The sequence below is a fragment of the Arcticibacter eurypsychrophilus genome (assembly GCF_001730525.1).
GTDB classification, from domain to species: Bacteria; Bacteroidota; Bacteroidia; order Sphingobacteriales; family Sphingobacteriaceae; genus Arcticibacter; species Arcticibacter eurypsychrophilus.
This window is the reverse complement of sequence record NZ_MDFN01000017.1, coordinates 60,904-73,836: the sequence shown is the minus strand read 5'-3', so window position 1 is coordinate 73,836 and position 12,933 is coordinate 60,904. Positions and strand designations below refer to the sequence as shown.

Here is a 12,933-nt window from a genome sequence, read left to right as displayed (position 1 = left end):
TTGTTACTCATATACAAAATTTTACATGCCTTAATTTTTCGTAAATCTTACAACAAAAAATTAATTCAATTTAGTTAATCATATAAACAAAACTAGTTTTCTATCCTGAATTTTTTTAGCATTATAGGGATTCAATAATTGGATTGTCATTTCAATCACGCATATTAAAAATCCCTGAATTAAGCTTTATGTGCCAGTTAATTATCTACAAATTGGTTAATTACAATACTATATGTCTTTAATTGCAAAATTCATAGTGAGATCCTTTTAAATGGTATTACCCAAAGATCTTTCTCACAAGTTTTAATACCTTCTTAGTTTCTTCGAATAATTAAACTGTATCATCGGTAAAGATCAAACCTTAAATTATTATTAAACCTGACTGGAGCCAGGTACGACCTACATGTATAAGGGTATGGAGATAAAATCGGCATTTGTGGCTTTCTTGTAGCTTGCTTCTGGCTTGCTTGTTCGTCTAAAGTCGAACAAGCAAGCCAGAAGCAAGCTCTGAGAGACGAACAACCAAGCGCTCGCTAATCCTGTTCTTTCGTCGCAGATATCTAATAGGTACTATGTTTTTATTATTTAAATAACGCCATCTTTTTACCAAAACAAACTTGAATATTACTATCTAATCCATCTAATCGTATTTATTAGGCTCTTAAATAAATGATTTGATTATGATGTTCAAGTTTTTAATTGCTTCAACTATCTGTTTTTAGACGTATAATCTATAGATAAAACACATTGTAACTTTCATCAAATGAAGGAAGTTCTGGTTTTTGCGCAAAGATCCCATAAACAGCAGCTCCACTTCCACTCATAGATACATATAAGGCACCGGCATCATATAAACTATTCTTCAATCCTTGAATAATTGGAAATGCTTTAAAAACAGATTCTTCAAAATCGTTTTTAATATCCTGCTTCCATTGACCTAGAGGCAGCTTAATTAGTTCTTGTAAAGGAGTCTCGGGAATGCGGCATTTTACTCCACGAAAAGCATCAGCAGTAGAAACAAACACTGGAGGCATAATCAGAACTAGCGAATAAGCGGATAAATCCAGACTTACATCCTTAAACTCCTCGCCCTTTCCATAAGCAAATACAGGCTTGCTCTCGATGAAAAAAGCACAGTCTGCACCCAGTTTCCTGGCGTAGTCCTGCATGACTGCTGTATCCAGTTTCAAATTAAACTTTTCGTTTAACAATCGAATAAAATAGGCGGCATCTGACGATCCGCCACCTAGCCCCGCGCCTATAGGGATTTTTTTATGCAGATGGATGCTTAACGCAGGTAGCTCAAAATCCTTTTTAATCAGCTCATACGCTTTTAAACAAAGGTTTTCTTCATCCCGACCTGGGATAACAATACCTGATGATTCGAAATGCAGAACAGGGGCTTCTACCGCTTCTAAAGCATCATATAACGGGATGGGATAAAAGACAGTCTCCAGGTCATGGTATCCATCGTTTCGTTTGTTCAGTATATTAAGACCTATATTTATTTTAGCGTTTGGGAATAAGATCATAGGGAAAGAAAAATTGCTGATGCAGTAAAAATACATTTATTTCCATACTTAAGACAAAGGTGTTAAATTCGGGGGCTCAATCTTTGAGGAGCAGGGAATAGAAAATGAAACAATATTTAGATCTGATGCAACAGGTGCTTGATAAGGGCACAAAAAAAGAAGACCGTACCGGCACGGGAACGAAAAGCATCTTTGGTGCCCAATTGCGTTTTAACCTGCAGGAGGGTTTTCCGTTGGTGAGCACAAAAAAGATGCATCTGCATTCTATTATACATGAATTGATCTGGTTTCTGAAAGGTGATACCAACATCAGCTACCTGAAGGAAAATAAAGTGCGGATCTGGGATGAATGGGCGGATGAAAATGGAGAATTGGGTCCGGTTTACGGCTACCAATGGCGCTCCTGGCCTACTCCTGACGGAGGTCATATTGACCAAATCACAGAGGTTATTAATCAGATTAAGAATAATCCGGACTCCAGGCGCTTGATTGTATCGGCATGGAATGTGGCTGATGTGGGTAAAATGGCACTTCCCCCCTGTCATTGTTTCTTCCAATTTTATGTCGCAGATGGCCGTTTAAGCTGTCAGTTATATCAACGCAGTGCGGATTTATTTTTAGGTGTTCCCTTTAATATAGCGTCCTATGCGTTGCTGACGATGATGGTGGCACAGGTATGTGGACTGCAAGCGGGTGAATTTATTCATACATTGGGTGATACTCATTTATATACCAATCATCTCGAACAGGCGAAGCTGCAAATTAGCAGAGCGCCTAAAGCTTTACCTTTATTAACTCTTAATCCGGAAATTAAAAATATATTTGAATTCCGGTTTGAAGATATCAAGCTGGAGAATTACGACCCTCATCCGCATATAAAAGCGCCAATTGCTGTTTAATATGTATTTGAATACCCATTTATGAACTTAAGTATTATTGTTGCCATTGACCAGAACTTCGCTATCGGGAAGGATAATCAGCTTCCCTGGTATCTGCCTGAAGATTTAAAGTATTTTAAACGTGTAACTACGGGACATACATTAATTATGGGACGCAAGACCTATGATAGTATGGGTAAGGCATTGCCAAACAGACGTAACATTGTGATCAGCAGACAAAAAAACCTATTATTGCAGGATGCCGAGGTAGTACATTCTATAGAAGAGGCCATATCTTTGTGCTCAGATGATGTGGAAACGTTTATCATTGGAGGTGCTGAGGTTTTTAAACAAGCGATTTTATTTGTTAAGTCTTTGTATATCACCAAAATAGATCATACATTTGATGCAGATACTTATCTCCGGGGGATTGATTTAAAGGAATGGAAGGAAGTTTACAGGGAGGATAAAAAGACTGACGAGAAAAACCATTTTTCTTATTCATTCATCAGGTACGAAAAGGCATAAATATAATTCAGAGTTTAAATTAATTTAAGAATTTTATAAATTAAAAATTTATTTAGATTTGCCCTCTTATTTAGAGTAGAGTATTATAAAATTACACTATATACAATAAACAGAAATGCAAGGTAAAGGTTTGATTAAATTCGCCGCTATCGCATTAACGATTGGATGTTTATATTCCTTATCGTTTACGTGGGTGGCTAAGAAGGTGGAAAAGGATGCGCGCGAATACGCAAAGGGTGATCCGGATAAAGAAAAAGCGTATCTCGATTCAATGGCTACGCAAACGGTGTATAACCTGGGTTTTGCCAAGTACAACTACCAATATGTAAAAGAACGTGAAATTCCTCTGGGGCTGGATCTTGAAGGTGGTATCAACGTAACGATGGAAATTTCCATGACAGACTTGATCCGCAACCTTGCAAACCATAATCCTGATGCTACATTCGCTGCTGCATTAAAAAATGCGGAAGGCAGATTGAGCTCAAGTCAGAAAGATATCATCACTTTATTTGGAGAAGAGTTTTCAAAGTTAAGTCCCAATGGAAAACTTGCTCCTCTCTTTGCTACCCGCGAAAATGCATCTTTAGTTAAAATTGATGCTACTAATAGCGAGGTTTTAGCTTTTTTACGTACACAATCAACAAGTGCTGTAGAACGGTCATTTAATATCCTGCGTACCCGTATCGATAAGTTTGGTGTAACATCTCCAAACATTCAGATGCAGAAAGGTACCAACAGGATCCTGATTGAACTTCCCGGTGTAAATGATGTGCAACGTGTACGGAAGCTGCTACAGGGAACTGCTCAACTGGAGTTCTGGGAAACTTATGATAACACAGAGATCTTCAGTTTAATTGAAAATATCAATAAAACAATCGCTGCGACTCAGGTTAGTACCAAAGACACTGTTAAATCGGGTGCTGCTACAGCTAAACCAAGTTCTGGAAAGCTGGCTCAACTTGGAGCTAGAAAAGATTCTACGGGAAAGGATACTTCAGCTACTTCGGCTAATCAGGCAGAACAGGCTCGTCAAAATCCTTTGTTTGCTGTATTGGCTCCTGCAACCTATCAAGGTGAAAATGGTCAGACTGCACTTCGCCCAGGTCCTGTTGTCGGTTATTCTGCACAAAAGGATACGGCTAAGGTGAATGCTTACCTAAACTCTCCTGCGGTTAAAGCACTAATTCCTCAGAATCTAAAATTGCTTTGGGGTGTTAAACCGGTGAGCGATGAAAGTAAAGTATTTGAATTATATGCATTAAAAGCTTCAGGCTTTAACGGCGAACCGGCTATGGCTGGTGATGTGATTACAGATGCTCGTTCTGATGTTGACCAATCTAATAATCCGGAAGTGGTCATGGTGATGACTTCTGATGGTTCACAAAAATGGAGAAAGGTTACTGCAACTGCAGCTGCTGATCCGAATAATAAAAAGAGCATCGCTATCGTATTAGATAATTATGTTTATTCTGCTCCTACGGTTCAAAATGAAATTTCTGGTGGTATATCTTCTATTACTGGAAAGTTTACTTCTAATGATACAAAGGATCTTGCAAACGTGCTTAAAGCCGGACGCTTACCTGCGCCTGCTAAAATTGTAAGTGAATATGTGGTTGGTCCTACTTTAGGTTTGGAGTCTATCCATAAGGGATTGGTTTCCTCTATTGTGGGTGTGATTGTGATCCTGTTGTTTATGGGCTTATACTACAGTAAAGGTGGCTGGGTAGCTAACATCGCTTTGATTGTCAACTTATTCTTCTTAATGGGTGTGATGGCTTCTTTAGGAGCGGTACTGACTTTACCGGGTATTGCGGGTATCGTGCTTTCTCTTGCCATGTCTATTGATGCGAATGTGCTGATATATGAGCGTGTGCGTGAAGAACTTTCTGAAGGAAAACCACTTAAGGTGGCTATTACTGAAGGATTCAGCAAAGCAATGTCTTCTATCCTTGACTCAAATATCACGACTTTCCTAACAGGTTTAATTCTGTTTATATTTGGTAGTGGTCCGATCCTTGGTTTTGCGACTACTTTAATGTTGGGTATTTTAACTTCCCTGTTTTCTGCCATTTTCATTACCCGTATCATTCTGGAATGGTTAATCGAGAAAAAACAGAATATTTCCTTCTCTATTAAAGCAACTGAGAATCTATTTAAAGACTCCAAGTTTGACTTTATTGCTGGAAGAAAGAAATTCTACGCCATCAGTAGCTTTATCATTATTGCCGGCTTAATTTCGATGTTCACCAGAGGGTTTAGTCTTGGCGTCGATTTTAAAGGTGGACGTTCTTACTTTGTAGAATTCGACAAACCGGTTAAAACGGATGCGGTTCGCGATGTGTTGTTAACTGAATTTGGAATTGCTCCAGAGGTGAAAACTTACGGATCAAGTAACGAGGTTAAGATTACAACATCTTTCATGGTTGATAATAGCTCTGAAGAAACTGAAGCTATCGTAAGTAAGAAACTGAATGATGGTCTTTCGAAAATTAGTCCCAAATATCTGATTAAGGATGCACAAACAGTGGGTCCAACTATCGCGAATGATATTAAGATTTCAGCCGTTTACTCCGTTATATTCTCGATACTCGTTATATTTCTTTACATATTTATCCGGTTTAAGAGATGGCAGTTTGGTGTTTCAGCTATCGTTGCCCTGTTGCATGATGTGCTGGTACTGCTTTCCATCTTTAGTATATTCAACGGTATCCTACCCTTCTCACTGGATCTGGATCAATCATTCATTGCAGCGATCCTGACCGTTATGGGTTACTCAATCAATGATACGGTAGTGGTATTTGATAGAATAAGGGAATATATTGATGAGGGTAAAGGAAAGAATCAGAGTGTGTCTACTGTAATTAATAGTGCGCTGAACAGCACGCTAAGCCGTACAGTGGTAACAGGTATTTGTACAATTGCGGTACTGATCATTATTTTCATCTTTGGTGGTGAAATTCTGAGAGGATTCTCTTTCGCCATGTTAATCGGTGTAGTATTTGGTACTTACTCGTCTTTATTCGTAGCCACACCATTTGTGGTTGAGTTAATTAATGAAAAAGAAATGAATAGTACTATTACCAAAAAGGTTGAAATACTTCCTTAAAACTTTTTTAACTAATTTATATAAAAGGTTGTATCATCGTCGGATGGTACAACCTTTTTTTAGTTTTTGACTTAGTTTTACATCCTCATTATATATTTACTCAACCTTTTTGCAAAATAACAGTTATCTACAAACACTACAAAACTATCTATGGATAAGGATACACTTCAACCCTCTGTTAATTTTCCTAAAGTTGTTATTATTGGGGGCGGCTTCGGGGGCATACAACTTACTAAAAGTCTTAAACATAAAGAAGTTAGTATATTAATGCTGGACAGGCATAATTATCATACGTTTCAACCTTTGCTCTACCAGGTAGCAACAGGTGGACTTGAAGCTGATTCTATAGCCTTCCCGCTTCGAAAGATCTTCAAAGGTCAAAAAAACTTTCTTTTTAGAAATGCGAATGTAGAAACCATTATTCCTGAGCGCAAAGTAATCGTTACCACTGTTGGTGAATATGCTTATGACTATCTGGTTATTGCAACCGGGTCTGATTCGAACTACTTTGGTTCAAAGGACTTGGAGCATTTTACAATGCCCATGAAAACTATTCCCGAATCTCTGAACTTAAGAAGCATGATCCTTCAGAATCTAGAGGAATCACTTGTAGAAAAAGAGCTTATAAATAAGGTGGCATTGCTTAATTTTGTTATTGCAGGTGGTGGTCCTACAGGTGTTGAAATGGCTGGATCTATCGCCGAATTAAAAAAACATGTACTCAAAAAAGACTATCCAGAATTGGATATTAATACGCTTAATATTTATTTAGTTGAGGGTTCCCCTGAGGTATTAGGACCTATGTCTAAAAAATCACAAGTGGGAGCAAAACAGTTTCTTGAAGAAATGGGAGTTACTGTTTTGTTAAATACCAAGGTAACGTCATATGATGGTGAAAAATTAGTTCTTTCTAACAATCAGGAAATATATACTAAGAATGTACTTTGGTCTGCAGGAGTGCGGGGAGTAATGCCAGATGGTATCCCCATGGATAAATTTGTTAGAGGGGGAAGAGTTAAAGTTGATGAATACAATAGGGTAGATGGGTATACAGATATATTTGCGATTGGAGATGTAGCTGCTATGTCTACGGATGGTTATCCGAATGGACATCCTGGAGTAGCTCCTGTAGCGATGCAGCAAGGCAGACTTCTTTCTAAGAACCTAATCAGACTTTTAAATAAAGAACAGCTTGTGCCTTTTAAATACAAGAACAAAGGTTCTATGGCCACTATAGGCAGAAATAGAGCAGTGGTAGATATTGGGAAAATCCATTTTCAAGGCATCTTTGCCTGGTTTGTATGGATGTTTGTGCACTTGATGAGCTTAGTGGGTTACCGTAATCGGATAATTGTGCTGGTCAATTGGGTGTGGAGCTATTTTAGCTATGACAGAGGCTCAAGATTAATCATCAGGCCCTTTAACAGGGAATCTATGACAGAAAAAACGAATAATAAATAGGGGATTAAATAAAAAGAGGCTACTGCAGTTCATGCGATAGCCTCTTTTTTGCAATTTATGTAAATTACAATTTACTGTTTACATCAAGACAATTCAAGTCTTCAAATGCTTGAGTTAAGCGCTTTACAAAGGTTTCTTCGCCTTTACGTAACCAAACACGTGGATCGTAGAATTTCTTATTCGGAGAATCTACGCCATCTGGATTACCAATTTGTGACTGTAAATAAGCTTCCTTAGATACGTAGTAATCTTTAATACCTTCCCAGAATGCCCATTGCATATCGGTATCGATATTCATTTTTACCGCACCGTAAGATATCGCTTCTCTTATTTCTGCTTGTGTGGATCCTGATCCGCCATGGAAAACAAAGTTAATTGGCTTATCAGCAGTAAGACCTAATTCTTTCTTTAAGTAATCCTGAGAGTTTTTAAGGATTACCGGTTGCAATTTAACATTACCTGGTTTGTAAACACCATGTACATTACCAAATGCAGCAGCAATGGTAAAACGGTGGCTTACACTATTCAACTCATTATAAGTATACGCTACTTCTTCGGGTTGAGTATATAAACGAGCGCTATCCACATCTGTGTTATCTACACCGTCTTCTTCGCCGCCAGTAACACCTAGTTCAACTTCAATAGTCATACCCATTGCTTTCATGCGTTCCAGGTATTTCTTACTGATTGCCAGATTTTCTTCCAAAGGTTCTTCAGAAAGATCCAGCATATGAGAAGAAAATAGAGGTTTACCATTTTGTTGGTGAAAACGTTCTCCATGAGAAAGCATTCCGTCTATCCAGGGTAAAAACTTTTTAGCAGCATGGTCAGTATGTAATATTACCGCTATACCATAGTGCTCTGCTAATAAATGTACATGTTTAGCTGCAGATACTGCACCTAGGATACATGCCTCAAGCTTTGAGTTGTCTAAAGTCTTTCCCGCGTAAAATTGCGCTCCCCCATTCGATAATTGAATTATTACCGGTGAATTAACAGCTTTAGCAGTTTCCATAACTGCATTGATAGTATTTGTACCTGTCACATTAACTGCAGGTAACGCAAACTGATGTTTTTTAGCCTGTTCGAATAATTCCTGAACGGCATCTCCATACAATACGCCTTTATAATTTTTAAGATTCATACTTGTTGTTTATTTGGATATTCGAAATTAAGAATTATAAACAAATCGCAAATGATTTCTATCATTAAATTTACTGCTTTAATGCTATTGTCTAAGTTATTTTCTTAAAATTTCGTTTCTTTGCAACCTTATTCCATAGAAATGGCTTGGTTCAAAAGAGATAAAAAAGGAATTATTACATCAACACAAGATAAAAAAGAGGCTCCAGATGGCATCTGGAATAAATGCCCGCAATGCAAAAAACCACTGCACTATGCCGAACAAGTTGAAAATAACTATGTATGTCATTATTGCAATTTCCATTTGAGGATAGGCTCTGCTGAATATTTTTCTCTCCTATTTGATAATAACGAATATACTGAGCTCTTTGGAAACTTGATGTCTGCTGATCCGCTGAGTTTTGTCGATACTAAAAAATATACAGAACGTATTATAGATAGTATTGCCAAGACAGGACTTAAAGACGCAATAAGGGCTGCTCATGGCAAGATCAAGGGACAGGACATCGTTATCGCCTGTATGGATTTTAATTTCATAGGAGGCTCTATGGGCTCTGTTGTGGGAGAGAAAATTGCCCGCTCCATTGATTACTGTATTGAGAAAAAGGTCCCTTTTTTGCTTATATCTAAATCAGGTGGAGCAAGAATGATGGAGGCTGCGTTTTCTTTAATGCAAATGGCTAAAACAGCCGCTAAACTAGCCTTGTTAAGCAGAGCAAAAATACCATACATATCGTTATTAACCGACCCGACAACTGGTGGAGTAACCGCATCTTATGCAATGTTGGGTGATATAAACATTGCTGAGCCGGAAGCTTTAATTGGCTTTGCAGGCCCCCGGGTAATTAAGGAGACTATTAAAAAAGACCTTCCTAAAGGATTTCAAACTTCTGAATTCGTTTTAGAACATGGGTTTCTGGACTTTATTGTTGACAGAAGAGAGATGAAAAACAGGATTGCAAGCTTTATTTCTTTAATGAACAATTAAATCGAATGGAGATAATTATATAAATTGAAATTCCATTAAAAAAAAGCACTGTTGATTGGTCAACAGTGCTTTTTTTTTAGAAAGGAAATTACTACTTTTTTAATCGGGCAGGAATTAAAATTAAAAATTTAAACACTCCCCTCTGCTCCTGTACCTGGCTCATGTCCCAACATTGAACCGGAATTACGCGATTCTCTATGTGAACTAAGCCCAGTGTTGTCGGGGCTGAATGTTTGAGGCGCCTTGGTTTCTGTTGTAGCGTCATCGTCATCTACCGTCTCATCATCAAGATCAGCGTCATCGTCACTTGAAAAATCGTAGTCATCATCATCCGGATCTGTTACATCCACGATCTCATCCTCATCATCGTCAAGAACTTGTTCTGTTTCTACATCCCAATCCTCTTCATCGTCAGACAATATTTCATCATCTTCGCCATCGTCATCGGACAATAATTCATCATCTTCATCGTCCTTAGGTCCAAAATAGACATTATCTACTCTTTCTCTTTCCTGGTCTTTTTTATCAAATAATTCCATGGGTAATTAAATTAAGTGTTAACATTAGCCATAACAGATATCCTTGGGTGTTTTGTTTGAAATAAAGTCAAATATTACAATACTTGTAAAAGGGCCTTTAATTTGCCTCTTTGATGATACAGCGTTAACAATAAACAGGTTAACAAATTATTAAGATCGTTATAATTAATATGAAATTACATTTTTTAGTTTTTCAATTGTATAGTCAATTTCTTCCTTAGTGGTGAATTTACTGAAAGAAAAACGAACAGCAGGACGATTAGGGTTAGCACCAACTGCTTCCAGAACATGCGAACCAATGTTTGTACCCGAACTACAAGCACTCCCTCCAGAAGCTGAAATACCCGATATATCTAAATTAAACAACAACATATCCGCCATTTCCATCTCTGGAAACGAAACATTTAAAATCGTATAGAGACTTTTGTTACTATCTTCTTCGCCATTATAAGTGATTCCCGGAATGCTTGCCAACTGTTGAACCATATATGTTTTTATACCCTGAATCTGCGTTTGGTGAGCATCCATTTCGGTATAAGCTGTTTCTAAGGCTTTAGCAAGTCCCGCTATTCCATAAATATTCTCTGTACCCCCACGCATATTTCTTTCCTGTGATCCCCCATTGATCAATGGCTCAATTTTTACCTGATGACTGATATAAATGAAACCCACCCCTTTAGGTCCGTGCAACTTATGTGCCGCACAAACCAGGAAATGAACCTTCAACTTTTGTACATCATGCGGATAATGCCCCATTGTCTGTACCGTATCACAATGAAAAAGTGCCTGATGTTTTTCGCATATATCACCAACAGCTTCAATATCGGTCAAAGTTCCCAATTCATTATTAGCATGCATGAGAGAAACAAAACTGCGTTCCTGAGAAATTAACTCTTCTAAATGAGCCAGGTCAACATTCCCTTTATCATCAACGCGTACATAACTTAATCTGATCTGACCGCTTTTCTCCATCGACTCTAGTGTATGCAATACGGCATGATGCTCTGTTTTAGAGGTTACAGCATGTTTAATACCATAACTAGTAATTCCGGAACGGATAGCCATATTATCTGCTTCAGTACCACCAGAAGTAAAAAATATTTCTGAAGGAGAGGCATGGATTAAATTAGCTATTGTTTTACGGGCTTTTTCAATCAGCGATCTGGCTTCTCTACCATGCCCATGGATGGATGATGGATTGCCATAATAATTTTCCATTACCGCAACCATTTCCTTTAAAACTTCACTATCAAGCTGAGTGGTGGCAGCATTATCAAGATAAACACGCATTTTATATAATTAAGCTCCTAATATTTCATTCATATCTGCAATTAATCTAGTAGCCAAATTATTTGCATTTGCTTCAGAAGTAGATTCCGAATAGATTCGAATAATCGCTTCTGTGTTCGATTTTCTTAGATGAACCCATTCCTTGCCAAATTCAATTTTCAAACCATCAATTGTGGAATGAGGCTGATCTATATATTTATCCTGAACTTTTTTCAGGAGTCCATCGATATCCATTCCCTCAGTAGGGGTCATCTTATTTTTAGATATAAAGTACAAAGGATAAGACGCCTTTAATTGAGAAACAGACTTCCCTAATTGAGCCAGATGTGTTAAAAAGAGAGCTATTCCAACCAATGCATCACGACCGTAATGCAACTCCGGATAAATTACTCCGCCATTTCCTTCACCTCCTATAATAGCATGTGTAGCTTTCATCTTGTTCACGACGTTGACTTCACCCACAGCAGAGGCATTATAAGTAAATCCAGCCTGCTCGGTTACATCGCGTAAAGCGCGGGTAGATGATAAATTAGAAACCGTATTACCACCCTGAGCTTTTAAAATATAATCCGATACGGCTACAAGGGTGTATTCTTCCCCAAATGCCACTCCATCTTCTGCTATAAAGCAAAGGCGATCAACATCCGGGTCAACTGCAATACCAAAGTCTGCCTTTTTAGCTAGTACTTCTTGCGATAGCGCAACCAGATTCTCAGGTAGTGGTTCCGGATTGTGCGGAAAGTTTCCATCCGGCGTACAATAAAGTTCGTGAATAGTCTCCACTCCAAGTGCTTTCAACAAAGCAGGTACGAAAATACCGCCGGTAGAATTAACACAATCTATCACCACCTTAAAATTCGCTTTTCTGATGAGTTCGACATTCACCAAAGGTAGAGCCAGGATTTTATCAATATGCTTTTGCAAATAGGTACCATCTAAACGAACACATCCCAGTTCATCAACCTCCGAAAAATTGATCGTGTCCATGGTTTCCGCCAATTCCAATACATCCTTGCCATCCTGATCACTGATAAACTCCCCATCTGCATTTAGCAATTTGAGCGCATTCCACTGTTTGGGATTATGACTGGCCGTAATGATGATTCCTCCACCAGCCCTTTCTTCAGTCACGGCAATTTCTACGGTAGGCGTAGTAGAAAGACCCAGGTCTACCACATCTATACCGATACTTTGTAAAGTACCTGCTATCAGATTCCGCATCATTTCGCCTGAAATACGTGCATCCCGACCAATAACAATTTTATTTTTACCTGTCTTGGATACGATCCATTTGCCATAAGCAGCCGTAAATTTTAATATATCTACCGGAGTCAGACCTTCGCCTGCCTTACCTCCTATAGTACCTCTGATTCCTGAAATTGATTTTATGAGAGTCACGCTATGTATTTAAAATGTGTAAAACCCAAAATTAATAATAAATGGCTTAATTCACTCAAATCATCTTTAA

The 12,933-nt window shown here is 38.1% G+C and carries 10 protein-coding genes; 5 read left to right on the top strand and 5 right to left on the bottom strand.

Features of this window, described 5'->3' with window-relative positions; translation table 11 throughout:
- Window positions 1-731: 731 nt before the first annotated feature.
- Entirely contained in the window at window positions 732-1,532 is an 801-nt protein-coding gene (gene ispE, locus BFL47_RS10900; RefSeq protein ID WP_069659860.1) for a 4-(cytidine 5'-diphospho)-2-C-methyl-D-erythritol kinase, read from the bottom strand.
- A gap of 104 nt (window positions 1,533-1,636) precedes the next feature.
- Here ispE and BFL47_RS10895 point away from each other — a divergent pair, with 104 nt between their 5' ends.
- The 4 genes from BFL47_RS10895 (at window position 1,637) to BFL47_RS10880 (ending at window position 7,505) form a co-directional block, all read left to right on the top strand.
- Complete coding sequence (locus BFL47_RS10895; protein WP_069659826.1) at window positions 1,637-2,431, top strand: thymidylate synthase; 795 nt, start codon at window positions 1,637-1,639, stop codon at window positions 2,429-2,431.
- A 21-nt stretch (window positions 2,432-2,452) separates the two neighbouring features.
- The gene (locus BFL47_RS10890; RefSeq protein ID WP_069659825.1) at window positions 2,453-2,938 is read left to right on the top strand and encodes a dihydrofolate reductase; all 486 of its coding nucleotides are present in this window, start codon (window positions 2,453-2,455) and stop codon (window positions 2,936-2,938) included.
- A gap of 115 nt (window positions 2,939-3,053) precedes the next feature.
- Window positions 3,054-6,044, top strand: coding sequence for a protein translocase subunit SecDF (secDF, locus tag BFL47_RS10885; RefSeq protein WP_069659824.1), 2,991 nt, complete (start codon window positions 3,054-3,056; stop codon window positions 6,042-6,044).
- 150 nt (window positions 6,045-6,194) lie between these two features.
- The gene (locus BFL47_RS10880; protein ID WP_069659823.1) at window positions 6,195-7,505 is read left to right on the top strand and encodes an NAD(P)/FAD-dependent oxidoreductase; all 1,311 of its coding nucleotides are present in this window, start codon (window positions 6,195-6,197) and stop codon (window positions 7,503-7,505) included.
- Between the two features lie 64 nt (window positions 7,506-7,569).
- On the opposite strand, the gene fbaA is transcribed toward BFL47_RS10880, so the two are convergent.
- Window positions 7,570-8,649, bottom strand: coding sequence for a class II fructose-bisphosphate aldolase (gene fbaA / locus BFL47_RS10875; RefSeq protein WP_069659822.1), 1,080 nt, complete (start codon window positions 8,647-8,649; stop codon window positions 7,570-7,572).
- A 141-nt stretch (window positions 8,650-8,790) separates the two neighbouring features.
- Between fbaA and accD the strand changes: the two genes are divergently transcribed.
- Window positions 8,791-9,636 carry an acetyl-CoA carboxylase, carboxyltransferase subunit beta gene (gene accD, locus BFL47_RS10870; protein ID WP_069659821.1) on the top strand — a complete coding sequence of 282 codons (846 nt, stop codon included), beginning with the start codon at window positions 8,791-8,793 and terminating at the stop codon, window positions 9,634-9,636.
- 128 nt (window positions 9,637-9,764) lie between these two features.
- On the opposite strand, the gene BFL47_RS10865 is transcribed toward accD, so the two are convergent.
- The 3 genes from BFL47_RS10865 to glmM form a co-directional block, all read right to left on the bottom strand.
- Window positions 9,765-10,088: a hypothetical protein gene (locus tag BFL47_RS10865; RefSeq protein ID WP_139125809.1), complete on the bottom strand. Its 324-nt coding sequence runs from the start codon at window positions 10,086-10,088 to the stop codon at window positions 9,765-9,767.
- Between the two features lie 252 nt (window positions 10,089-10,340).
- Complete coding sequence (locus BFL47_RS10860; RefSeq protein ID WP_069659819.1) at window positions 10,341-11,465, bottom strand: cysteine desulfurase family protein; 1,125 nt, start codon at window positions 11,463-11,465, stop codon at window positions 10,341-10,343.
- Window positions 11,466-11,474: 9 nt separating this feature from the next.
- Window positions 11,475-12,863, bottom strand: coding sequence for a phosphoglucosamine mutase (gene glmM / locus BFL47_RS10855; protein WP_069659818.1), 1,389 nt, complete (start codon window positions 12,861-12,863; stop codon window positions 11,475-11,477).
- Between the last annotated feature and the right edge of the window lie 70 nt (window positions 12,864-12,933).

Coding starts and splice junctions, on each gene's coding strand:
- fbaA (WP_069659822.1), bottom strand. CDS start 8,649: ATGAATCTTAAAAATTATAAAGGCGTATTGTATGGAGATGCCGTTCAG.
- accD (WP_069659821.1), top strand. CDS start 8,791: ATGGCTTGGTTCAAAAGAGATAAAAAAGGAATTATTACATCAACACAA.
- BFL47_RS10860 (WP_069659819.1), bottom strand. CDS start 11,465: ATGCGTGTTTATCTTGATAATGCTGCCACCACTCAGCTTGATAGTGAA.
- BFL47_RS10890 (WP_069659825.1), top strand. CDS start 2,453: ATGAACTTAAGTATTATTGTTGCCATTGACCAGAACTTCGCTATCGGG.
- BFL47_RS10880 (WP_069659823.1), top strand. CDS start 6,195: ATGGATAAGGATACACTTCAACCCTCTGTTAATTTTCCTAAAGTTGTT.
- secDF (WP_069659824.1), top strand. CDS start 3,054: ATGCAAGGTAAAGGTTTGATTAAATTCGCCGCTATCGCATTAACGATT.
- ispE (WP_069659860.1), bottom strand. CDS start 1,532: ATGATCTTATTCCCAAACGCTAAAATAAATATAGGTCTTAATATACTG.
- BFL47_RS10895 (WP_069659826.1), top strand. CDS start 1,637: ATGAAACAATATTTAGATCTGATGCAACAGGTGCTTGATAAGGGCACA.